This window comes from Streptomyces sp. NPDC028907, assembly GCF_055564995.1.
This window is the reverse complement of the sequence record NZ_JBVHVE010000003.1, coordinates 686484-708078: the sequence shown is the minus strand read 5'-3', so window position 1 is coordinate 708078 and position 21595 is coordinate 686484. Positions and strand designations below refer to the sequence as shown.

At 69.5% G+C, this 21595-nt stretch carries 26 protein-coding genes and 1 tRNA gene; 6 read left to right on the top strand and 21 right to left on the bottom strand.

Annotated elements, in window-relative coordinates; all coding sequences use genetic code 11:
• Nucleotides 1–98: 98 nt before the first annotated feature.
• A complete protein-coding gene (locus tag ACZ4UU_RS12480; protein WP_383449687.1) occupies nucleotides 99–476 on the bottom strand; it encodes a DUF6344 domain-containing protein in 378 nt (125 codons plus the stop codon).
• A gap of 337 nt (nucleotides 477–813) precedes the next feature.
• On the opposite strand from ACZ4UU_RS12480, the gene ACZ4UU_RS12475 reads away from it, so the two are divergent.
• Together ACZ4UU_RS12475 and ACZ4UU_RS12470 are read left to right on the top strand one after the other, a co-directional pair.
• A complete protein-coding gene (locus ACZ4UU_RS12475; protein WP_003999697.1) occupies nucleotides 814–942 on the top strand; it encodes a DLW-39 family protein in 129 nt (42 codons plus the stop codon).
• A gap of 359 nt (nucleotides 943–1301) precedes the next feature.
• On the top strand, nucleotides 1302–2543 hold the full coding sequence (locus ACZ4UU_RS12470) for a hypothetical protein (RefSeq protein ID WP_468039085.1): 1242 nt from the start codon (nucleotides 1302–1304) through the stop codon (nucleotides 2541–2543).
• A 55-nt stretch (nucleotides 2544–2598) separates the two neighbouring features.
• Here ACZ4UU_RS12470 and ACZ4UU_RS12465 read toward each other — a convergent pair whose 3' ends face one another.
• Both ACZ4UU_RS12465 and ACZ4UU_RS12460 read right to left on the bottom strand, forming a co-directional pair.
• On the bottom strand, nucleotides 2599–4212 hold the full coding sequence (locus ACZ4UU_RS12465) for a serine/threonine-protein kinase (RefSeq protein WP_468039083.1): 1614 nt from the start codon (nucleotides 4210–4212) through the stop codon (nucleotides 2599–2601).
• Nucleotides 4213–4362: 150 nt separating this feature from the next.
• Nucleotides 4363–4911 (bottom strand): helix-turn-helix domain-containing protein, encoded by a 549-nt coding sequence (locus ACZ4UU_RS12460; protein WP_468039081.1) that lies wholly within the window; start codon nucleotides 4909–4911, stop codon nucleotides 4363–4365.
• 182 nt (nucleotides 4912–5093) lie between these two features.
• Here ACZ4UU_RS12460 and ACZ4UU_RS12455 point away from each other — a divergent pair.
• Nucleotides 5094–5166 (top strand) — tRNA-Ala (locus ACZ4UU_RS12455).
• 591 nt (nucleotides 5167–5757) lie between these two features.
• Nucleotides 5758–5991 (top strand): helix-turn-helix domain-containing protein, encoded by a 234-nt coding sequence (locus ACZ4UU_RS12450; protein WP_468039079.1) that lies wholly within the window; start codon nucleotides 5758–5760, stop codon nucleotides 5989–5991.
• A gap of 89 nt (nucleotides 5992–6080) precedes the next feature.
• On the opposite strand, the gene ACZ4UU_RS12445 is transcribed toward ACZ4UU_RS12450, so the two are convergent.
• The gene (locus tag ACZ4UU_RS12445) at nucleotides 6081–6632 is read right to left on the bottom strand and encodes a DUF6415 family natural product biosynthesis protein (protein WP_468039077.1); all 552 of its coding nucleotides are present in this window, start codon (nucleotides 6630–6632) and stop codon (nucleotides 6081–6083) included.
• Nucleotides 6629–6832: a hypothetical protein gene (locus tag ACZ4UU_RS12440; protein ID WP_468039075.1), complete on the bottom strand. Its 204-nt coding sequence runs from the start codon at nucleotides 6830–6832 to the stop codon at nucleotides 6629–6631. The genes ACZ4UU_RS12445 and ACZ4UU_RS12440 overlap by 4 nt, the downstream gene beginning before the upstream one ends.
• Before the next feature lie 175 nt (nucleotides 6833–7007).
• Between ACZ4UU_RS12440 and ACZ4UU_RS12435 the strand changes: the two genes are divergently transcribed.
• The gene (locus ACZ4UU_RS12435) at nucleotides 7008–7754 is read left to right on the top strand and encodes a DUF6879 family protein (protein ID WP_468039073.1); all 747 of its coding nucleotides are present in this window, start codon (nucleotides 7008–7010) and stop codon (nucleotides 7752–7754) included.
• Nucleotides 7755–7764: 10 nt separating this feature from the next.
• Nucleotides 7765–8616, top strand: coding sequence for a helix-turn-helix domain-containing protein (locus ACZ4UU_RS12430; protein WP_468039071.1), 852 nt, complete (start codon nucleotides 7765–7767; stop codon nucleotides 8614–8616).
• A gap of 56 nt (nucleotides 8617–8672) precedes the next feature.
• Here ACZ4UU_RS12430 and ACZ4UU_RS12425 read toward each other — a convergent pair whose 3' ends face one another.
• From ACZ4UU_RS12425 to ACZ4UU_RS12350, 16 genes are all read right to left on the bottom strand, one after another.
• Entirely contained in the window at nucleotides 8673–8870 is a 198-nt protein-coding gene (locus ACZ4UU_RS12425; protein ID WP_468039217.1) for a hypothetical protein, read from the bottom strand.
• A 53-nt stretch (nucleotides 8871–8923) separates the two neighbouring features.
• On the bottom strand, nucleotides 8924–9148 hold the full coding sequence (locus tag ACZ4UU_RS12420; RefSeq protein WP_468039069.1) for a holin: 225 nt from the start codon (nucleotides 9146–9148) through the stop codon (nucleotides 8924–8926).
• A 3-nt stretch (nucleotides 9149–9151) separates the two neighbouring features.
• Nucleotides 9152–10129: a LysM peptidoglycan-binding domain-containing protein gene (locus ACZ4UU_RS12415; RefSeq protein ID WP_468039068.1), complete on the bottom strand. Its 978-nt coding sequence runs from the start codon at nucleotides 10127–10129 to the stop codon at nucleotides 9152–9154.
• Nucleotides 10129–10350, bottom strand: a complete 222-nt coding sequence (locus tag ACZ4UU_RS12410) for a hypothetical protein (RefSeq protein WP_468039066.1) — start codon at nucleotides 10348–10350, stop codon at nucleotides 10129–10131. Before ACZ4UU_RS12410 ends, ACZ4UU_RS12415 begins: the two co-directional genes overlap by 1 nt.
• 67 nt (nucleotides 10351–10417) lie before the next feature.
• The gene (locus tag ACZ4UU_RS12405) at nucleotides 10418–10933 is read right to left on the bottom strand and encodes a hypothetical protein (RefSeq protein WP_468039064.1); all 516 of its coding nucleotides are present in this window, start codon (nucleotides 10931–10933) and stop codon (nucleotides 10418–10420) included.
• 9 nt (nucleotides 10934–10942) lie between these two features.
• Nucleotides 10943–14800, bottom strand: coding sequence for a hypothetical protein (locus ACZ4UU_RS12400; protein ID WP_468039062.1), 3858 nt, complete (start codon nucleotides 14798–14800; stop codon nucleotides 10943–10945).
• Between the two features lie 11 nt (nucleotides 14801–14811).
• Entirely contained in the window at nucleotides 14812–16866 is a 2055-nt protein-coding gene (locus ACZ4UU_RS12395) for a hypothetical protein (RefSeq protein ID WP_468039060.1), read from the bottom strand.
• A gap of 161 nt (nucleotides 16867–17027) precedes the next feature.
• Nucleotides 17028–17516 (bottom strand): hypothetical protein, encoded by a 489-nt coding sequence (locus ACZ4UU_RS12390; RefSeq protein WP_468039058.1) that lies wholly within the window; start codon nucleotides 17514–17516, stop codon nucleotides 17028–17030.
• On the bottom strand, nucleotides 17513–17992 hold the full coding sequence (locus ACZ4UU_RS12385) for a phage tail tube protein (RefSeq protein WP_468039056.1): 480 nt from the start codon (nucleotides 17990–17992) through the stop codon (nucleotides 17513–17515). The genes ACZ4UU_RS12390 and ACZ4UU_RS12385 overlap by 4 nt, the downstream gene beginning before the upstream one ends.
• Nucleotides 17993–18059: 67 nt before the next feature.
• On the bottom strand, nucleotides 18060–18488 hold the full coding sequence (locus ACZ4UU_RS12380; RefSeq protein WP_468039054.1) for a minor capsid protein: 429 nt from the start codon (nucleotides 18486–18488) through the stop codon (nucleotides 18060–18062).
• Nucleotides 18481–18831: a hypothetical protein gene (locus ACZ4UU_RS12375; RefSeq protein WP_468039052.1), complete on the bottom strand. Its 351-nt coding sequence runs from the start codon at nucleotides 18829–18831 to the stop codon at nucleotides 18481–18483. Before ACZ4UU_RS12375 ends, ACZ4UU_RS12380 begins: the two co-directional genes overlap by 8 nt.
• Nucleotides 18828–19145: a hypothetical protein gene (locus ACZ4UU_RS12370; protein WP_468039050.1), complete on the bottom strand. Its 318-nt coding sequence runs from the start codon at nucleotides 19143–19145 to the stop codon at nucleotides 18828–18830. The genes ACZ4UU_RS12375 and ACZ4UU_RS12370 overlap by 4 nt, the downstream gene beginning before the upstream one ends.
• Nucleotides 19142–19561 carry a hypothetical protein gene (locus ACZ4UU_RS12365; RefSeq protein ID WP_468039048.1) on the bottom strand — a complete coding sequence of 140 codons (420 nt, stop codon included), beginning with the start codon at nucleotides 19559–19561 and terminating at the stop codon, nucleotides 19142–19144. The genes ACZ4UU_RS12370 and ACZ4UU_RS12365 overlap by 4 nt, the downstream gene beginning before the upstream one ends.
• An 11-nt stretch (nucleotides 19562–19572) precedes the next feature.
• Nucleotides 19573–20076: a hypothetical protein gene (locus ACZ4UU_RS12360; protein WP_468039046.1), complete on the bottom strand. Its 504-nt coding sequence runs from the start codon at nucleotides 20074–20076 to the stop codon at nucleotides 19573–19575.
• A complete protein-coding gene (locus ACZ4UU_RS12355) occupies nucleotides 20076–20384 on the bottom strand; it encodes a hypothetical protein (RefSeq protein ID WP_468039044.1) in 309 nt (102 codons plus the stop codon). Before ACZ4UU_RS12355 ends, ACZ4UU_RS12360 begins: the two co-directional genes overlap by 1 nt.
• A 1-nt stretch (nucleotide 20385) precedes the next feature.
• Nucleotides 20386–21594, bottom strand: coding sequence for an SU10 major capsid protein (locus ACZ4UU_RS12350; RefSeq protein ID WP_468039042.1), 1209 nt, complete (start codon nucleotides 21592–21594; stop codon nucleotides 20386–20388).
• Nucleotide 21595: the final 1 nt, after the last annotated feature.

Genomic DNA, 21595 nt, shown 5'->3' with positions numbered 1-21595 from the left:
CACGCCCTGGGGGCCGTTGTCACAAACGGTACTGAGCACAATCAACAGGCATTGCACAGAGGGTCAAAGGGGGACGGCTCAGGGGGCGAGCCGTCGGTTCAACGCTGGTGTGGGACGAGCGGTTGAGCCGGGGAGCCGGCGTGGGCGCACTCGCGGGTGGCCGAGTCGGACATGGCCGCTTCCGTGTCCGTGAGCGGGCGGTGGCGGCAGCTGGGGGTCTTGCCGTGGGCCTCGGCCCGGATGCGCTGCTTCATGGTGGGGGGCAGCGCCCTGGCGTAGGACCAGGCCCAGTGAGGCATCGCCGGCACCGTCAGCTCGGCGTTGCGGTCGCTGTCGTCGCTGCCGCTCTTGCGAGTCGTCTCGGTGTGCGGTACGGCCGCGGCAGCGGAGGTCGAGACGAATCCGAGCGCCGAGAACAGCGCGAGGAAGGCGGAGACAATGGCGGTCCACAGCTTCATGACCTTGTTCCTGGTCATGGCCCCTCACTTTCAGGTTGGGCGATTTGCGTACTTTCCTCATGATGTGTATGGGGGCCGAGAAGTCATGGACCAACGCCCATGACGCGTCGATCTTCAGATGAACAACACTCGAATGGGCGCAAGAAAGTAGAAGAGCGCGGAAACGTGGAGGAAGGGGAGCGAAGTCACCCTCTGTCGAGGTGTGATCACCCTCCGATCGGAGCGACACGGTCCGCTTCTACTGCGGTGTTCCGGAGGGCAGTTGAGCCCGGACGCAGGTCACCGATCGATATCGGTCGGTGTGTATAGTCGGGCGCCAGAGGTCCCCTACGTCAAGGAAAGACGAGGTCGCGCGGTGAAGAAGCTTCTCCTGGTCGCACTGGCCGCCATCGGCGGGCTCCTCGTGTACCGCCAGATCCAGGCGGATCGCGCCGAGCAGGATCTGTGGACGGAGGCGACTGACTCCGTGCCCACGGGTTCGTGAGTCACCACATCGGAATCTGAAGCAGACCCCGGCCGCCAAGCGGTCGGGGTTTTGTGTGCCCGGGAACCCCCACTTGTCAGCTCGGGCCACTCGTGCGGCGGCGGCGCGGAGCGTCACGGCTCGAGTTGCGGGAGAGGCGCGGACACCTTACAGCCGGGCGTTTCGGACGGTCGTACGGATTGCGTGGGTGGCGGGCGGCCCGGCTGGGCAGGATGGGCGACGGTCCATGGTCCGACGGCGACGAGGGGTGGCGCGTGATGAGGCGGCGGCGTACGGCGTGGTGGCGCCGGGCGAGGGTGCGGCGCGGTCGTCCCGCGGCACGCGCGCGCGTGGCCGTCGTAGGGGGACTGCTGCTGTGCATGACTGCCGTCCTGCCGGGCGGAGCCGCGCTCGCGGCCGGAACGCCCAGCCCCTACGCCTTCACGCCGGACGCACAGTTCGTCCCGGGAGCGACGGGCTCGGCGGACGCCGCACCTCTCACACCGGGCAGGACGTACCGCAGCTCCCTGCCGAGCGACGGAGCGATCTACTACAGCCTCGAACTCGACGCCGCCTCGGACGCGTACGTGTCCGCGACGGCCGTCCCCGCTGCCGGCAGCACCATCCGCTCGGGCGACGGCATCAGCATCTCCGTGGAGGACTCCGACGGCCATACCTGCTCCTCCGACAGGGAGTCCTTCGGCATCGTCCGCACCGCCCGCCCGCTCGCGACGTGGGCCGGACGTGAGATCTCCGTCAAGCCGACCCGCTGCGCGACCAAGGGCACCTATTACGTGGTCCTCGAGCGTGTCAGTACGGTGACTTCCGTGCCGGACACCTGGGACCTGGAGCTCTTCGCCGTCACGGAGCCCGCCCTGAAGCAGACCGGCGCGACACAAGCCCCCGAGGACTGGAACTCCGCCCCGCCGACACCCCTCACCGGCGACGCCACCCGGCGCGAGGGTGGCTCCGGCTTCGCCTCGGCGGCAACCATCGACAACGGCGTCTGGCGCTCCGACATCGAGCCCGGCCGGACGCTCTTCTACAAGCTGCCGCTCGACTGGGGGCGCCGGCTGAACGCCACCGCCGAACTGGGCAGCTCGAACAGCGGCGAGGGCTCCGCGGGCGGCGCCCTGAACCTCTCGCTCTACAACCCCGTGCACGGCTTCGTCGACGAGGCGAGCGCCACCTACGACGGCCGCCAGAAGTCCGCAGAACTCGACGCCCTGCCGCCGGTCGCCTACGAGAACCGGTATGCCGTGCCCGACCCGCTCAACGGGATGCGGTTCGCCGGTTCCTACTACCTCGTGGTGAGCCTCGCGGCCGAGGTCGCCGAGAAGTACGGCGAGGGACCGTTCCGACTGACGTTGCGCGTGCGAGTGGAGGGCGCGTCGCGGGCCGGTCCCGGCTATGCGGGGGAGTCCGAGCCCGAGGGCCTCTTCCGGATCGGGCAGGCCGGCCCCGGCGCCGATCAGGCGGCCGCCGCGGCGGGCGGGGCCGCCGGCGGCGGGGACTCTGCGATGACCGTGCTCGCGGTGAGCGGGATCGGCACGGGGACTGTGGTGCTGGTGGTGCTGGGGGTGTGGACGGTGGTGGCTCGGCGGAGAGCTGCGGTTCTGTAGAAACGGCCCGGGCAGCGCAGGACGCGGCCGGGGCACCGTCGGCGCAGCAGCGGGCTCAGATGCGGGCCAGCGCCCAGAAACCCACGGCGTAGCAGGCCAGCGCCAGCAGCAACAGTGGTACGGCGACCTTCGCGGGCGGGCCGGGACGCCGGCGCGCGAGGCGGCGGGCGGCGCGGTGGCCGCCGCGGCGGTGCGGCTGCGGAATTGAGGGCGCCGAAGGTGGAACCTGCGGGCTCTGAGCGGTGTACGAAGCAGTAGAGGCATCGACGCGTTGGTGTTGCACCGGCGTCGGAGGCTGAGGCGGGTACTGCGGTGCGTGCGGCCGGGGGGAGGACAGGACGTGGGTGGTGTCGTAGGGGGAGGCGTGGGTGAAGTGGTGCTGGGCGCCTTGGTGTGCCTGATCTGGCTGGGCCTGCGCCGGGGCCCGGGGCGGCGGGGGCGGGGGTGTTTGAGGTCGCGCGGAGGAGACGGTGTCCTGAGGGGGCGGCAGGTGGAAGCTGCCGGTGTCCGACATGCTCAGGGGCCCGTCCGTGCCGCCGGTCTGCGAGGGGACGGACGACTCCCGGGAAGCCGGGGGCGGCCCGGCCACGCCCTGGCGCGGATCGCTCGGCGCGATGCCCGAACCGGTGCCTGCTGTCCCGGAGCCGGAGCCGGAGCCCGAGCCGGCGGCGTCGGCCACCACCCCACTATCCGTATGCAGGGAACCGGAGTTGGCCGCCCCCACCGAGCCCGCGTTCGTGCCGAACCGGCGCCGGCCAGCCGTGCTCTCCTCGACGCCCGGCGCCCGTTGGAGCGGCCCGTCCGGACCGAACCCAGTGGGCATGGGTCCGATTTGGTCGAAGATCTCGATGAGCTCGTCGTCCGGGCCGGGTTCCGGCAAAAGCTCGGCGGCCGAGGCGAGCGCCTTGCGCGCCCCCGTGGCCGTGCGGAACCGCGCGTGAGGATCCGGCTGCAACAGCGACGCCACGACCTGCCAGAGCGGTTCGGGAATCCCCTTGGGCGCACCGGGCGTACCGTGATCCGCGAAGTACTGGACGAGTGCCTTCACATCAGGCTTGGCGCCCTCCAGCAGGTACACGGCGACAAGACCCACGGCGAACAGATCGGCGGGGAAGTCCGGTTCCGCGCCCATGAGTTGCTCGGGCGCGAGATAGCCGGGGGTGCCCACCACGAGGTTGGTCTCGGTCAGTCGCGGCTCGCCCAGCCGCATGGCGATGCCGAAGTCGGACAGACGCAGCCGCGGACGCGCCGTGCCGGTGGCTTCCAGAAGCAGGTTGGCGGGCTTGATGTCACGGTGGACGACGCCCTCCGCGTGCACCGCGGCCAGTCCGGCGAGGAGTTGGTCGAGGAGCGTACAGACGAAAGAAGGCGCCAAGGGGCCGTAGTCCCCTACGAGATGGACCAGCGAGCCGCCGGCCACCAGGTCCATGGTGAACAGGACCTTGTCGTCGTCGGCGGCCCAGCTGGCCGGCGCGAGCACATGGGGGTGATCGATCCGGAGGGCCTGTTCGCGGACGAACCGCAGCAGTGAGTGCGCGTCGCTCTGCTGGAGCACCTTGGCGGCCACATACCGGCGGCGCCGGTGGTCCCAGGCACGCCAGACGGCACCTACGCCGCCGCGTCCGATCGGGTCGACCAGTTCGTACCGGCCGGCGAAGACCTCACCCATGGCTGTGCGTCGCTCCTCCCCCTTCGGCTACCCCCTTGCTTCCCCCTCGACGAGCGATACGACTCCCCCTCGCTGACGCATCCGCGTCCTTGCGGAACGTGGGGCCGTCGGCCCGGTCGCCGAACCCCCTTCGGCGACCGGGCCTCGGGGTCAGTTCTGGTGGGACTGGTAGTGCGCGACCGCGTCGGAGGTGCGGCCCGCGCCGTACACCCGGAGGAACTCTGCCAGTTCCGGGTGGCTGGAGGCGAGGGTGTCCGCAGCCTCGATGATGTCCCCCGCGGCCGCGACCGAGCGCAGCAGCGACTGGATCTCCCGGACCACCCGCTTGACCGTGGGCGCTCCCGAACTGTTCGTCGTCTGTGTGGTGTTGCTGAGCACCGATCCCCCCTGCGACTTCTTGATCTCGTCCATGCGCTCGGTCGCCTCGGCCGCGCTCACGCTGCCGTCCGCGACCTGCCCCGCCAGGTCCTGCAGCAGCTGCACCCGCTGGACCACGGCGGGATTGCCGATCTTCGCCCGCTGACCACTCATCAGCTGCGACAGCATCGGTGCGGACAGTCCCAGTACCCCCGCGAGACGAGCCTGGTTGAGACCAAGATCGTCGATGAGCCTACGGAAGAGCGTCCCCAGCGGCTCCCCGTACCAGTTCCGCTGCAGATCCCGCGCTCTTGCGGTGGCTTCCTGCTGTGCGGCGTCCATTGCGTCTCCCCATCGCTTCCCCAAAAACTGCGGTTCGCTGTAGCGAACCACGCCGAGCATCTTACGGAGAGTGGTCGTTCACCGGGACCCCCAATCTTTTTGCGAGATACGGGGGGCGACCCGGTACTCTGGTCTGCGGCGCCCGCCGGTACGCGGTTCTTCCGGCTGGATGCTCCTCTTCCGGGGCCTTAGCTCAGTTGGTAGAGCGCTGTCTTTGCATGGCAGATGTCAGGGGTTCGACTCCCCTAGGCTCCACAGCAGGTCAGACGCCCTCCGGGACTCGTTTCCGGAGGGCGTTTTCATGATCAGAGTCCGCATAGCGTCCACAACCCCGCGTGATCATCGTTTTGGCATCACTCTTCCGGGGGACTTGATCGCTGTGGCAGGTCTCTTAGGCTGCCAAGCGGGACGAGGACGGCGTGACTCCCCTCACACGCCAGACAGAGGCTCGTCGTCACCTACGGCCCCCGGGTGGGGAGACCCGGCCCGTAGGCGGCGACCCCCGCCGAGTACGTCGGCGGGGGTCGCTCGTACAAACGTAAACCGCCCCACCCCGGTCAGGGGGTGGGGCGGCTTGCTCTGACCGAGTCAGAGCACAGGATGACGCGTTCTGGCGGACAGAGGTACGCCCCGCGTCATCCGTTCTCGCTGGGGGATGGCATGCCACGCGGGCATGTGCCCCAGCCTGTCTCACACAGTTCGGGCCAACGGTGTGAACTGGCGCTTTTGCACAGGGACCACACGACGGTTACGTAACGCCCACGAGTGCTCCCAAGGCTTCAAGATCGTAAAAAGCCTGGTGAGGCCAGGCTGACTAATATTCACGCAGGTCAGAGCGTTTGTCGAGTGCCTCAAGACCCGACCGACGACCCCTGGCTCCACGACCGCATGCGCATCGGACGGGCCATCCGCGACGCCCGCCTGCACCACGACCTCACCCAAGAGGCCGTCTTCCTCGCCATCCCGATGAACCGCAGCTACTACCAGGACATCGAGGCCGGTCTGGCCAATCCGACGTTGGACACCTTGCTGGAGATTGCCTCCGCAATCGGTGTCCCGCTCGCTGACCTCGTCCGCTGAGCGGCCGCCCCCGACGGGGGTGACGGGGGCGACCGCCCGTACGGCCCGCTACCGGCGCGGTCGGCGTCGCGGCCGGGAGCGGGAGCTCATCACACAGCGGTTGCCTTGGTGGTGCCGCGCCGCGCCTTCCTCCACGCGTCGTACAGCCGGTCGGCCTCGGAGCAAGGAAGGTTGGCGTTCACGCCCGCGTCGTCGCGAGTCCGGCACGTAGGGCACTTCGCCGCGTGCTCCCCCATGCGCCGTAGGGCGGTCTGCTCAGGTACCTCGCCTAAGAGGCCGAGCCGCTCGTAGTGGTCACACAGGGAGAGGAGGACCCGGCCCAGCTTCCGCGCGTGTTCGACGCGGGCCTGCAGCGTGGAACCTGGCGTGACGCCCAACTTCCGGCGCGCTTCTCCCACACAGGCGAGCGCGCAGTACGTCTGGACGTCCTTCGGGCGCCGTCCGGCCGCCTTCTCAACCTCGGGGATGAGGAGGGCCAGCTGGCCGCGGACCGTGAGGTCGAGCGTGTCAACCTCAGCGGCCGGCGGAAGGACGTCCGGGGCGCCGTCGGGGCAGAGGAGGCGCTCCACGGTCCTGCGCATCGTCGGTACATCGGCCGGGCGGGAGTCCGCTACCGGGGCCGTGATCGGCTGTTTGCTCATTCCGTTGGGCCCCCTCGTCGGAGTGCGTCAGCCAGCCGTAGGGCCACGTCCACACGGACGCGCCCCAGCTCGATCAGCTGCTCCATCTGCGGGTCGACCCTGAGGGAGGGGAAAACGATCCCGACCTGATCCAGGGATGTCCTCAGCGACTCCAGGGCCGTGAAGGGATCGACCTCTTGCAACTCGCGGGCTTTGACCATGAACAGGACGGTAGGGAGGCCCTGTTGACAGCCGCTATGCGATGTTCTCGAATGTTCTCACCGGATGACGAAATGTTCTTGTGTGGTCTCACGGAACGGCGCGTGCCCTGTAGTTAGGGGCCGTCCGGCCTGGCGATGCTGTAGGCGAACGATCCGGTACTGACGGGAGACGACCATGGCGCGACGACTTCGCTTCAACGGCACCGACAGCAAGAACGGCTCATGCCCAGCAGTCCACGAGGACCTCGACAGCGGTGAGATCATCGTCCAGGGCGCGCCGGTGACCGCTCCGGAAGACCTCGCCCAGCTTCAGCACTTCGGCCCCGGGGACGCCGCCGTGGCCGTCCCCCGCGAGCTGCTCGTGAACCACGGCCCCAAGGAGATGCACCGCGTGCCGAAGAGCATCAACCTTGAGGAGTTCGGCCGACTCTTCGAGACGTTCGAACACTCGGCATGGCACCTGGAGACCCGGCGCGGCTATGCCTCCGACCGGGAGGACGAGGGCTTCGCCCAGTTCCTCGCCACCGGCGAGGCCCCGTGCGACCTCGACAGCGACTGGTGCCAGAACATCCGCCGGCAGACGGAGGCCGGGAAGTACGTCGGGCGCGTGCGCGTCGTCGACAACCCGCCGACCGACGGTCAGCGGTTCCTCCTCAGCTACGCCCGCGTCAATGCGGCCACCGGCGAGGACGCCCGCAACCTGTGGCGCGAGGACGCTGTGCGGGCGCACCTGCCCGCCAAGGACTTCTGGCTCTTCGACTCGCGGCTGGTCGCGATCCTCAACTTCAACGACCAGGACGTCTTCCACGACGTTGAGATCATCACCGAGCCCGCCGAGGTGCTGCGCTACTGCCAGGTCCGCGACGCCGCGGTGCACGCCTCCACCCCGTACGACGCCTTCGCGGCGCAGCTGAAGGGCTGACCCGGCACCGGTGAGCACGGACTACCAGCAGGCACGCGAGGCCCTCGGCCGCCGCCTGAGGGAGCTACGCTTGTCTGCCCTGGGAGGCCGTCTCACCGGCACGCAGCTCGCGCAACGGCTCGGCTGGCCGCACTCCAAGGTGTACAAGCTGGAGGGCGGCCGGCAGACCGCGGTCCCGGAGGACCTCCAGGCCTGGGCGGAGGCCGTCGGCCACTCGGACACCGCCGAGGAACTGGTAGCCCGACTCAGGGGGTTCGAGTCCCACATCCGCTCCTGGCGCCGCCAGCTCAGCGCCGGCCACCGGCCGGTCCAAGACACGTGGAACGTCGCCGTGGACCAGGCCCGCGTCATCCACGCCTGGGAAGAGGCAGTCGTCCCGGGCATGCTCCAGACCGCCGACTACGCCCGGCACATCTTCCTGCGGTACGCCGACATCCAGGGCACGAAGCGCGATACGGAGGAAGCCGTCCGCTCCCGGATGGAACGGCAGACGTGGCTGTACAAGGGCGGCAGGCGCTTCCACGCGCTGGTGTGGGAGGCCGCGCTCCACGCGCTCGTATGCCCGCCATCTGTCCTCGCCGCACAACTGGACCGGCTGGCAGGGCACGTAGGGATGGACACGATCGAGCTCGGCATCATCCCGCTCAGCGCCTCCCTGAAGATTCCCACCGCCAACGGCTTTTGGATACTCGACAACACGCTCGTCATCGCCGAGGACTGGCACGCCGAGCTGTGGCTGGACGACGACGAGACGGTGGCCTCCTACCGGCGCGTGTGGGACACGCTGGGCGAGTCGGCTGTGTACGGGGCGGATGCGCAGAACGTGATCAACCGCGCGCGGAGGACGCTGAACCCGCGCTGAGACACGACGAAAGGCCCCCTCCCACCCCGTAGGGCGAGAGGGGGCAAACCGTTCCTTCACTGGCCCAGGGCCTGCCACACCGACAATCCGAGCGCGCCGACGGCGGTCAACGCGGCCACGGCCGGCAGGGGCCAGCGGCTCCGCTCCAGCGCGGTGATTCGCTGGTCGTGCTCGTCGATGGTCTTGTCGGTCTGCTCGGTGCGCTGCACCAGGAGCGCGAGCTGGCCGTCGACGCGCGTGAACCCCACCTCCATCGTGCGTCGGAGCTCGGCGAGTTCGAGCGCGATCGTGGTCGACTCCGGCGGCGTCACTGGCGGCTCACGGACTCGGTCAGGCCCGGCCCGTCAGCGTTGCCCGTCGCGAGCGCGGTGAGGACAGTGAGGACGCCGGCACTCGCTCCGAGCGCGAGGCCCTGGCCCCAGTCCACGTCCAGGACGCCCGTGGTGTCGAGACCGAGGGTGGCGACGAGGGTCTGGGACACGGTGCGTACGGTCCGCTCGCCGGTGGCCTTCCAGAATGCCTTGGTGAACATGGGCTACTCCTTGACGTCGAAGCCGCGGCGGGCGCCGAGCTTTCTGAGGGATGCGATGCCGGGCGTGCCGTCGGCGTCGTCGCCGGACCAGCCGCAGCGCCGCTGCCACGCCGCGTACGCCTTGACGGTGGCCGTGCCGAAGTGGCCGTCCGCCAGGCTCTTGGAGAGGAGGCGTTCGGCGACGAGCGCGGCCTCCACGGTCTTCACGCCGGAGTACGTGACCGGCGTGCCCTTCGCGGGCGGGTTCGAGCGGGCCGCGGCGACCAGCTGGGAGAGGTCCACCACCGGCCGGGACGGCTTCGGGGTCGAAGGCTTCCCGCCGGGGATCGTGAGCTTCTGCCCCACCGCCAGCCGATCCGGATCCTTCAGGCCGTTCGCCGACACGAGGGCATCCACAGTGGTGGCGTACCGCTTCGCGATGGCTGTCAGCGTGTCCCCAGCCTTCACCGTGTACGAGCCGCCAGCCGCAGGCTCCCTGCCCGGACGGGGCGCGCCCTTCTTCACCCAGGCGTACAGCGGGCCGCCCGGGCACGCAGTCGCGTAGCCGTCCCGGTGGCCCTTGATCTCGTTGCCCGCGCCGTGCCCCTGGAGGTCCTCGATCGCGTCCCGAATCGCACCCAGCAGCTCGTCAGTCGGCTCTGTGAGCCCCGAGCTGCCGATCAGGCCCAGCACGGCGTAGTGCGCCCGGTTCAGGGTCTGGTTGCCGTTGGCCCCGGTGCGTCGGCCGCGGCCTCGGCCCTCGAGGACGTAGCCGTGGACGCAGGCCGCGTAGTTGTAGGCGACGTCCGAGTAGTTTTCGGCCTTGTTGGCGAGGTGGGAGGCGCGAATGTCCCGCCACAGGGCGAGACAGCGGCTGTGGTCCTTCAGCAGGGCTGTGGAGACGTGGCCACCGGTGTAGTGGACCTTGACGCCCTTCGCGGTCGCCTGGGACGGCGCTGCCGAAACGGGCCACCCCAGCGCCTTGCGGGTGACGAGCTGCATCACACACGCTCCGGCCAGTGCCACGTGCCGCCGGCGGTCCCGCTCTCGTCGTGCGTGATCTCCCTGTTGAAGAACATCCCGGTGGGGTTCAGGACGGCGAGTCCGACTAGGTCGGGGTTGATGACCTCCGTGACGATCGCGGCGCGGCACTCGCGGGTGTACTCGCCGCCTGGGGTGCCGTAGCTGACGTAGTGGACGATGCGTTCGATCGATGGCTTCACAGGTCCCTCCAGGGCATGAAGAAGGCCCCGGCCAGGCGGCGCGGGGCGTGCGGGGTGCGGGGTGCGGTCAGGCCGCCCCGGCGAAGGTGATCGAGATGAACGGCCGGAGGGATCCGGTCGCGGTGTTCAGGCTGCTGCCGGAGTCCTGAGCGGCGATCAGCTCCACGTAGTCACCCGCAGCCAGCAGGCGGGGAATGGCGCGGGCCTCAATGGTCAGCGGGTCACCCGAGATGGCCGTCGAGGCGATCGTCCGGGCCCGCCCCATCGAGATCAGCGCCCCGTTGATGAACCAGATCGCGTCCCGGATCTCCCCGGCCGTGGACCCGTTGAAGCCGACGGAGCCCTCCAGCTTGTACCAGCCGTCCCGAGGCGCGGTCCACCGCGTGGGATTGGCCGCCGACCAGCCACCCAGAGCATCAAGTTCGATGTCGGTCCAGGAGACCGCGTTCGCGGCGCTCTCGGCACCGGTCGTGATCGCCTGGGTGGTGCTGCGGTTGGCGAGGAAGAGAGCTGCGCCGATCATCGCGGCATCGTTGAGCCGCTCTTCGGTCATGATCATGCCGGGCTGCCACAAATCGAGCACGGCACCTCCTTAAAGGGCGACGACAGCGGGTTGGGCGAGCCGTACCTCGGCGCCGACCGCGTGGGCCTTGACGACGCCGTTCAGCGACCGCTGCACGGTCATCAGCTGCGGGGTGATGACCGTGAAGTCGTCGTACCTGAGCTGCGGGTTGACGTTGGTGTTGGTGTCGAACGCCGACGCGGTGACGCCGACTTGGCCGGAGGCGATCGTGTCGGAGGCGATCGTCTCGTCCTTGTGCCACACGGCGGGCTCAAGTTGGCCGTCCGGCCACACGCGCAGTTGGACGCGCTGGCCGGTGAGCCGGGCACGCACCCAGAACCAGTCGCCCGCGGCGTAGGTGTAGGGCAGTGTGGCCGTGGAGCCGACGGCGGTCGTGGCGCGGGTGATCGAGGCGGACATGGCCCCGCTGAGACCGAAGTGCACCCTGGCCCGGTAGAAATTCGACGTGTCCACGTAGCGCAGCAGCACCGACGGCAGCAGGGCGTTTCCGGTGGCGACCTGGTCGACGCTCATGCGGACGAGGACCTCGGTGTCGGTGAGCCCGGCCACCAGGCGCTGGAAGCGGATGGTGGCCGGTGTCGCCGCCAGCGTGATGACGCCGGCGGTGCCGTTCAGGCTCCGGTCCGAAGCGAGCCCACCGGTCTCCGCCCACGTCGACGGGCCGTCGGTGCGGCCCCAGGTGTCGGCCACGACCGCGGAGAACTCCACCTGGTCGGCGTAGGTCACGTCCGTGGCCGGCGGGAAGTCGGGCACCGTCGGGGCGAGGTTGGCGAAGGCGCCCCCCACCGGCGCCGTCGCGGTCAGCGTGAAATGCGTCCAGGTGTTCGCGGTGACGGCCTGGTCGTTGCTGCTGGTGGACAGGTAGCCGCTGGCGGCGTCGAACCAGTTGATGTTCAGCGCTACGTTGCGGCTGGTCTCGCAGAGCAGCCATCCGGACAGGTTGTACTGCGTGCCTGCCGTGACCGGGATCATGTCCGAGCCCGCGTTGGGGAACTCGGCGACACCGTCCGGGGTGATCTGCATGGACCACTGCCCGCTGAACGGCGCGGACGCCAGCTCGGGTGTCGTGACACGTTCGAGGGTGGCGCCGCTGCCGGTCCAGCCGTCCAGGTCCTCCTCGAACGTGGGGTTGGTGTTGAGGACGGCCCCGTGGGCCTCGGCCCGGTTGAAGGTGTCCCACACCGCGGGTGCGTTCGCGAGGACGCGGGCGGTCTCCCCGCCGAACCGGATGTCGTAGGGGAACTCGGCCGGATAGGTCGGAGCTGGCCCCGCCGAAGTGATCCACGGGGCGGGTCTCATCGGCCCGCGCGCGGGGGTGTGCACGACGATCAGAGTGTCGTCGGCATCGGTGGCGACGGCGAGGGTGGAGCCGGACGGGTTCGCGTCCACGCGGCCGCGCTCGCTGTCACCTACGACACCCACGTTCCAGGGCTGACCGGGCGTGCAGTTGAAGACGATGTCCCACTGGAACGGTCCGGCGAACGTCTCCTCGTAGCCCTGGACGATGAGCTCGATGTCACCCGGGGCCACCCAGATAGGCGGGTTCTGGATGACGAGCTTGTCGCCGACGTCGACGTTGAGGATCTGGTCCACGACCTCCGGAGACGCCCTGTGGACCATGACGTGGACCTGCGGGTAGCGGCGGCCCTCGTAGGTGCCGAGCCACATGCGCCAGTACGCGTGTGGCTCCGCCTGGTCGTCGGAGTGCAGGTTCAGCGTGTACGACGAGTCGTAGCCCGTCCCCACCCCATTGGGCGGGGCCTGCACGGACATCGGGCCTTCCTCCAGGACCGCCCGCGCCGACGAGCCAGCCACTCGGTTCACGGTGACGTCGTTCTCGGTGGCGTCGTCGTCGCCGGTGGGCTTCAACGGGGGCGCGAGACCGGGGGCGTTGTAGTCCAGCACCAGGGCGGGCGTCTGGTTGTACATGCCTGCACGGTCTCGGTAGCGCAGGGTGGGCTGTTCCCGGTCCTCGTACAGGATGCCGCCGTCCGCGTCGCCCGCCTGTTCCAGCAGGTTGAGGACGGCGTCCGGGCGCTGCGGCCCGACGAGGGTCTGCTCGGCCACGACACCGCACACGGTCAGAGGGATGGTCTCCTCCTCGGCGAGGCGCTGCATGCGCTCACCGGCCGTCTCGCCAGTGAAACCGTCGTCGGCGGAGTTGTAGATGGTGACTCCTGCGGATGGGGCCGTGGTCCCGCCGACGTCGAAAACGCCGAGGTGCCCGATGCCCATGCCCTGGAAGTCCGAGCCCCACGAGCCACGCACGCCGACGACTGTGCCGGGGGTGCCGGTGTAGACGGTAGCCGCGTACCACCAGATGTCCGTGATGACGTCCCGCCACGCCACTGTGATGTACGCCTGCGGACTGTCGACAGCGCTGAACATGGCAAGCCGGTTCCACACACCGGTAAAGGCGGCGAGGGCATTCGGGTCGGTGTGCAAGAACTCCGCAACTACGCCGCCGTCGGAGTCAAGGCCCTGCACGCGGATCCCGGCTGTGGAGACGCGAACCCGCGCTTGGGCCACGCCGCCGGCACCAGCCTTCAGGTCCAGCGTGAACATGGTCCGTTCGGTCGCGGGCAGCGCGTCAAGCTTGTACACCATCTCGGCGTGCCAGGCGCCCGCTGCGGCGCCCGGCACGCTCCCGGTGAGGGAGACGCTCTGGCCCAATGTGGGCAGCGGGCTTGAGCCAGGCGGCGACTCGCCGGAGTCGAAGTTCAGCCCGGACACGCGCAGCGGACCCACCCCGGCGATCGGCGAAGACGCCTGGGTGGCCAATGCGCCTTCCTCCATAGGCCAGTAGGCCAGTGGGTTCCCGGACGGAACGCGTCTGCGCAGGGTGGAGTCCAGGGCATGTTCACCGCGGCGCAGTCGGCGCAGAATGCCCGCCGTCGTCGCGTTTACCCACGCGTGCGCCCCTGACGGGTGCCACTCCGTCGGGTAGGCCGCCAGCTCGTGGGACAGGCGGGTGCGCCGGTTCGTGATCGACGCGCCGCCGTTGATAGTCCACGTCCGGCCTGCGCCGTCCACGAAGCTGCTGGTGCCGATCGTCTGGGCTGTGAAGTCCGGCGCAGCAGCCAGTGCGCCGTCGATGCCGTTTCGGACTTCGACGGCGTGGAACCGCCCCTCGGGGGCGGGGAAGACGTGATTGGACAGATGGCCCACTTCCAGCGGCGACGTGCTGTTGAAGATGCTGGTGGTGCCCGACGTGACCACCGGGTCGCCGAGCTGCGTCCAGGGTCCGGCGATCGTGTCCGCGTAGTAGAACGTGGCGGTGTTCCCGCCAGCGCCGTTGTCCACGTCCAAGACAGCGCGCACTGCGCGTCGACCCGTTGGGGTCACAGGCGGCGACGCGGTGGACGCGGCCTCGATGAAGTTGGCCCCGGTGGTGGACCAGACCAGGGACAGCAGCCCGGTGGTGCCGATGACGAGCCGGTACGAGCGCTGGTTGGTGTTGGGGTTGTACTTGCCGAGCAGCGGAATCACGGATCCAGTTGCCCAGTTGAGCAGGGTGGCATCGACGCGGATGTCGATGTCTCCGGTGATGTCCAAGGCTGCGTCGTCGGGCGTGGTCACGCGGTCCCCGGCGTTCCCTGGCGCATCCAGGAACGGGCTGCCCGCCGCCAGGGAGAGCCTGAAGGGCGTGTTGCGGCCAAACTGGCCGTAGTACGGGCCCATCGGGTTGTCCGGCGAGAAACGGCCGTCCGTGTTGTTGAGGAGCGGCCGCAGCGTCGACGGGTCCACACGGGCACCCTGATCCTGACGCCCGCGCGTGTGCGTCAGTGACTGACGCTTAAGGATCTTCCCCGTCGCGTCCACCCAGACGCCGCCGATGAAGAGTTCACCCCGCAGATCGAGGTCCATCAGCCCACCCCCTACCCGCGTCCTCGGCCGAATGCCACCTGCACGTTGCCGCCGCCCTTCGTGGCGACGATCCCTCGAATCAGCCGGGCGAAGTCCTCAGGCCCGGCGATCTCGATCCGCAGCCCGACGATGCCGCCGCCTCCGGCAGCTGCCCCGCCGCCGACGCCGCCCAGCGCTATGCCTGGCACCTGACCAGTCAGCCTCTGCAACTGGGCGCGCAGCGCGGGGGTTTCCAGGTCGATGCCGCGCATGAAGCCCCCGATGACCAGGCGGCCGGCCGGGGTGAGCAGCTTCTTGTCGACGTCCTCCGGGCCCTTCCAGCTCGTCAGCTTGCTGGTGAGGTTGCCGAGGGTGGACTTCACGTTGCTGAACATCGCCACGATGCCGTCGATGAAGCCCCTGACCAGGCTCTTCCCGGCGTTCCACAGGACACCGCCGAGGTTGCCGAGCGCCGACTTCGCCTTGCCCGGCAAGCCCTTGATCCAACTGATCGCATCGCTGATCTTCTGCCGCGTGGCGGACACCAGCTGAGAACCCGCTTCGGCCGCGCGTCGGCGCAGGGCACCCGCCAGCCCGGACAGCGCTGAGGAGGCCCGGCCGGGCAGCCCCGCCACCCACGTGACCAGCTCGGTGAACTTCCGGATGGCCCAGTCCTTCGCGGCGCCGAACCAGCCGCTGACCTTGCCAGGCAGGGTCGCGAACCAGGCAACCTTGTCCATGATCCAGTCAACAGAGGCTGAGACGGCCGTCTTGATGGCCTCCCAGACGCCCTTGACGATGTCCCGGAACGTCTCCGACTTCTGCCAGGCCACAACGATGATCGCGACGAGGGCGACGAGCGCGGCGATCACGAGGCCGATCGGGTTCGCCATCATGATCGCGTTCCAGATGCCCTGAGCGACCGCCCAGGCCTTGGTCGCGGCGGCCGCGATGGTTGTGTACAGGCCGTACGCCTTGATCGCGAGGCCCATAGCCACCCAGGCCGTACCGATCGCCAGCAGCACGTCCGGCGGCATGCTGTTGATGATGTCCGCGAGGAACACCGCCAGCTGCGCCGTGATCCCCAGCAGCGGAGACAGGGCCGACAGCACCTCAAGTGCCGCCGTGGCGAGCACACCGAACGTCTGCCCGCCCTCGCGGGCGAGGTCCATGAACTGGGCGAAGCCTTCGCTGTCGCCCAACGACGTGGCCCAGCCCGCGAACGCCTCGGACAGGCTGGCCAGCCCGCCGGTCATCTCGTCCGAGACGGGCAGGAACGCCTGGAGAAGACCACCGAACCCGATCGCGAGGTTCTTGACGACGGTCAGGAAGTTCGACAGGGCAGGGCCTGCGGCCTGCGCCATGTCCGCGGCCCACTCCTTGAAGCCCGCGGACTTCACCCCGGCCCCGACCTCGTCCAGGAATCCGCCGAACGCGCTCGCCGCGGCCTTCACGAACGGCGTCAGAGACGGGAGCAGGTCCCGGAGGATCTCGATGCCCTTGGTAAAGACCGGCATGGTCGTGCCGGACAGGCCGTCGGACCACTTCTTGAAGTCGCTCTTCAGCCCGACGAACGCCTTCGCCGTCTGCTGCGTGGCGGGCGGCAGCTGCGCGAGCGCCTCGGTGTAGGCCTTCTGCTTCTCCGCGGCGTCGGCAGACCCCGCAGCGGCGGCCTTCTGCGCCTCCTCGGCGAGCTTGGCGACGTCCTGGACGGCCGTCCACTGCTGCCCGGCAGCCAGGCTGAACGCCTTCACCGCGAGGCCGGCCGCAGCCGCCCCAGCGGCCAGACCCATCAGACCTGCGGTCACCGCTGCGACCGCAGGCAGTCCCACGCCGATGCCAGCGACGGCCGGCGCCACCTTCTTCAGGGCGCCCAGGGCGCCCCGCACGCCCCGGCCGATGTTGTACGAGAAGCTGTTCCCCATCGCCTGCGAGGAGTTGACGAAGCGGCCGTTCATGTCCCGCAGGCGGCCATCCACGTCGCGGGTGAGACCGCGCATGGCCAGCTCCGCGCTGCTCAGGCTGCGGGTGAAAGGCCGCTCGTCGGCACGCAGGCCCGCGACGAGCTCGCCAATGGTGAGGGACACGGGGCACCCCCTCACCGCTATGGAGTTGTGGCTGGATCAGCTGTGCAGAGCAGCCCTGACCTGGTCCGGGTCGTCGACGACCCCGATGTAATCGCCCGCTACCTTGCGGAAGATCGCCTCAGGGCTGAGGCCGCTGAGCAGGGTGTAGAAGCGGCGCAGGGTCAGCTGCGCGATGTCTTGCGGGTCGAGCCGGTACTCGCGCGCGAAGTCGGCTTCGACCGCCCACCACCAGCGGCGGACCGCTTCGCGGGTGCGCTCCTTCGTGCCGCTCGGTTCGGCCCCTTCGGGGCCACCTGTTTTCCCTCGCCGCCACCGGACCGTACGAGCTCCAGTGCCTCCCTGAAGGAGAGGTCCCGGCCGCCGGCCTGCGCCATGCCCCAGGTGAGGACGGTCTGGAACTCCAGCACGCCCATGCCGGCGTCGACCCAGGCGTCCAGGACGTCAGCGCCGAACAGCATCGCGATCAGCTCGGCCAGGTCTTCCTCGGCCTCGGAGTCGCTGAGCTCCTCGATGCGCTTCTCCATGGCCAGCGGCATGTCGGTTGGCACCTGAACTTCGACTCCGCGGATGACCTCCGTACGGCCGCCGGAGGCCTCCTGCCAGAACGCCTCCCAGGACTCGTGGTCGGGGTTGGTCTTGCGGGCCGTCACGACTTGGCCGCCGTGGTCTCCGGGCCAGAGCGTGTGACCGTCACAGCCCAGCCGACCTTGTCGTTGTTGCCGCCGCCGGAGTCGCCGAGCTGGAAGTGCGCATCCGCCCACACCGTCCAGGTCGTGTCGCTGGGTGCGGCGAAGCGGAAGCCGACGAGGGAGTCCTCGCCGAGGCGTGCGGCCTGGGCCTCGACGGCTGCCATGCCCGGGTCCAGGGCACCGGTCGCCTGGTCCTTGAGGCGGAAGCCCTCCAGGGTGAGGGTCTTGCCCTCCTGCATGTTCTGCGACTCGGCGCGGCCTGCGCTGGCGAACGTGGTGGTGTCGGTGGTCTCGTACTCGTGGCCGACGCTGAAGGTGTTGATGCCGCCCTCGCCGCTGCCGCCCTGAGCGGTCCTGATCGCGATCCAGGTGCCAGGGGTGTTGAAGTCCTCGATCTCGAACTCGCAGTCGCGAGCGTTGTACTTGGTCGCTGCCATGTCTCCTCCGGGCATGACGAAATGCCCGCAGCGAAGGCCGCCCGGGCTGGGAAAAGAGGGGGTTGGGTCAGATGCGGTGCGTCGTGACGGAGCGGTGCTCCATACGGAAATTCACGACGTGCTCGTGCCGGCCGTTCTCGTCCGTGCCCATCGCGGCCGGGCCGGACTGGAGGGCCACAGCCAGGATCAGCTCCGTACCGTCCGGCAGCGTCACCGGGCCGAGGCCGTGGAGCTCGGCGTAGATGGCCTTGCAGCGCTCCCGGGACACGCGCGGATCGCGGGTGCCGCGTACGCGCACCTGCACACGCGGCTCGTCATAGCCGAGCAGACTGTCCGGCTCGCGGGCGTCGTCGTACGTCGTCAGCACGACCGCCTCGTCCGGGGTGGAGGGCATGCTGTCGATGAAACAGTCCCCGCCCGGCGCCGCCGCCGTCTCGAAGGTGACGATGCCCTTGGAAGCGAGGTGACGGGCGAGCCCGTCCAGGAGGTCAGCCACGCAGCCACCTCCTGAGCGGCACCGCCATCAGCCGCAGCATGACGTCCCGCTCCGAGTTCATCGGCTTCTCCAAGTACTTCGCCGACCTGCCCGGCAGGTGCTTCCAGGTCAACTCCTCGTGCTGACGGACCGCGTACACCGTGTCGTACGACACGGACCCGTTCAGGCCGTCGACGTCGACCCGCCCGGACCGCTCAAGGGTGCCCTCCTCCAAGGGCACGATCTTCTTGGACTCGGCGAGGAGATGCTCCAGCGCCCGCCGCAGGCCATCCGAAGCCATCTGCCGACCGCGCGTGGTCCACAGGCGCCGCCCCTCCCACCGCATGCGCGCGTACTGCGTCACAGGAGGCTCACCTCCAGGTGGTCCGGGAGCGGCAGGCCGCCGCCGTCGTGCCGGGCCTGGTCGATGACCGTGGTCTGGCGGCCGTCGGGCAGCGTCACCCTGGACTCGGGTGGGGCGTCGACGGCGTCCAGGCGGCAGTAGAACGTCGACGAGCTGGTGACCTCGCGGCCGTCCGGCGCGCGCACGAGCCGCGTCTTCTCCTCCAGGAAGCACCGCACCGACACGGCATCCCCGAACTGGGGGCCGTACCCGTTGTCGCCGAGGTACGGCTCCACGGTCACGGTGTGCCGCAGCCACATCCCGGGGAGCTTCACGTCTGCGTCACCGCCCCCAGCGTGAAGATGTCCGGGGTCAGGTCCGGAGACTGGAGCACGTCCCAGACCGCCGGAGCAACCTCCCGGGCCGCGGACGAAGCCCCAGAGACCGCGGTACCCGAGCGGGACAGCTGCGCCGAGCCGAGCCGCACGCTGCCCCACCCGACCGCAGACGCGCCGGTGGAGTCCCCGACGTCATCGAACCACCGCACCTGGGCGCACACCGCGTCGCGGAACGCGTCCCGCACCGTGGTGTTGGAGGGGTAGCCGTCCTCGTCGACCTCGTAGAGGCACAGACGGAAGACGGCCGCCTCCAGCATCCGCGTAGCGTCGGCCAGCAGCACGGTGATGTCCGACGGCGGGGTCTGCCCGGTGAACTCCTGGTAGTCCTCGGCCGTGGCGTAGATCCTGGCCACCGGGCACCCCCCTACGCGCTCGTGCCGAGGGCGTACACGTCGTACGTGACCGACGTGCCCGCACCCGAGTTGGCCACCGTCACCAGGTCTCCGGTACCGGCCGTGACGGCGACGCCGGCGCCCGGGCCGACCCATGCGAAGAGGCCGCCGGGCAGGACCGGGATGCCGTCCCCGGCCGCCAGGAACAGCGGTACGCCGTTGCTGGCCGGTCGGGTGACGTTGACGTTGTTCGTGTTCGCCGAGTCGGCGATGACGAGCAGCGCCTTCAGCTTGGCGAAGGTCAGCGTCGCCCCGAACGCGTCGCTCAGTACGCCGGCCAGGTCCAGGTCCTCGCTCGCGGACGCGGCCAGTGTGCGCCGGTCCGTGAATAGCCGGTCGACCTGGTTCGCGCCGGTGCCGCTGCCGAGGGTGATGGCCTTCAGCAGGTCCACCGGGGCCCGCCCGGTGAGGAGGTCCAGCGGGTTTGTCTGGACCGTGCTCAGCGCGAGGGACAGCTTCGTTCCGACGAGGGGCATCAGTCACCGCCTCCTTCCGCGTACGTCGCGGCCAGCTCGTCGCGCGTGGCCTTGTCCGCCTCGGCCTCGTCCATGCCTTCCTGGACGGCGTAGGCCTTCCAGTCCGCCTTGGACGCCGACTTGGCCGGCCGCTCCAGGACGACCGGCTCCTGCCGGGCCTCCTCCAGCTCGGGGTCGGGTTCGGCGCAGCGCCAGCCGGACTTGGGGTCGGCGGCCAGGGCGGCGTACCGCTCGGCCGCCTCGCTGCCCGACACCGGCCGCACCCGCTCGGCGACGAAACCGGCGGCACCCCTCTCGTAGACCGCCACGTCAGATCACCAGGCCGGTCTCAACCGCGTGAGCACGCTCGTTGCCGTACTTCAGGCCGATCTCCCCGTACAGCTGGGCCTCGTCCGAGGCGCCCGTCTTGGCGAGCGGCTCCTCGAACAGGACGCCCTTGCCGGGGATGTTCAGCATGACCGGCATCAGCTGCTCCAGCGATGCCACCAGGATCGAGTCCTGCGGCATGTGCCGGTCCATCATGATGCCGAGCCGCCCGAAGTCGGTCTCGATGGTCTGGACGTTGACGCCGCCGACGTTGCGGTTCGCCTCGGTGACCATGACGGACTTGCCGTACGCGTCCGCGTACGCCTTGGTGATCGCCCGCTTCTGGATCGAGTTCGTCACGATCACCGCGGTCTCCTGCTCGCTGATGCCGCCGTTGTCGTAGGCGAGCTGGAGCAGGTCGTCGATGTGGCTGGTCGCGAGGGTCGTCGACCAGGGCACCGTGTACGAGATGTCCGTCGCCGTGCCGAGGGTGATCGCCGTGCCGCCGGAGGTGGCCGACACCTTGAAGGTGTTCGCGTCCACGGCGTCGACGAAGTAGACCCGGCCGGCGACGATGCCGGTCGCGTCTCCGGTGTCCCGGAACACGATCTTGTCACCGTCGGTGAGGCCGTGCGCGGTGGAGGTGATCGTGTCCGTCGCCGACGTCGCGCCGGTCACCGTCGTACCGCGCGAGATGCGGTTCGTGGTGATGGCCTCCAGCAGGCCGCGCGTCTTCCGCGCGGTCGCGTTCGTCGTCGGGTTCGCGAACTCGCCGTTCAGGAAGCTGAAGTTCACGTCCAGCGCGATCGACTTCAGCGCCTGAGCGATCTGCCAGTCCATCTCGTTGGTGACCGGGTTCTCCCCGTTCACCCCACGGAACGGCGCCGCACCCGGCGTCGCCAGCGCGCCGACCGCAGCCTGCTTGGTGTAGGAGACGGAGACCTTCTCCTGGTGGATCTGGACGACGTTGCGGACGTTCGCCCGCACCCGCTCCTCAGCGGTCGGCGCGGCAGCGCCCTCCACCTTTGTGCGCTGCGCCGGGTCGCGCAGGTCGTAGGTCTGCCACTCGAACTCCTGGCTGGTGGTCATGCCACCGCCCGTGAGCCCGCCGATGGCCGACAGGAACGGGGTGTCCTCCGGCGTGATCGCGAAGAGTTCCCCGGCGTAGTTGGGGAGGTTGAAGGTGGTGCCCATTCCGGTGATGCCGGCCATG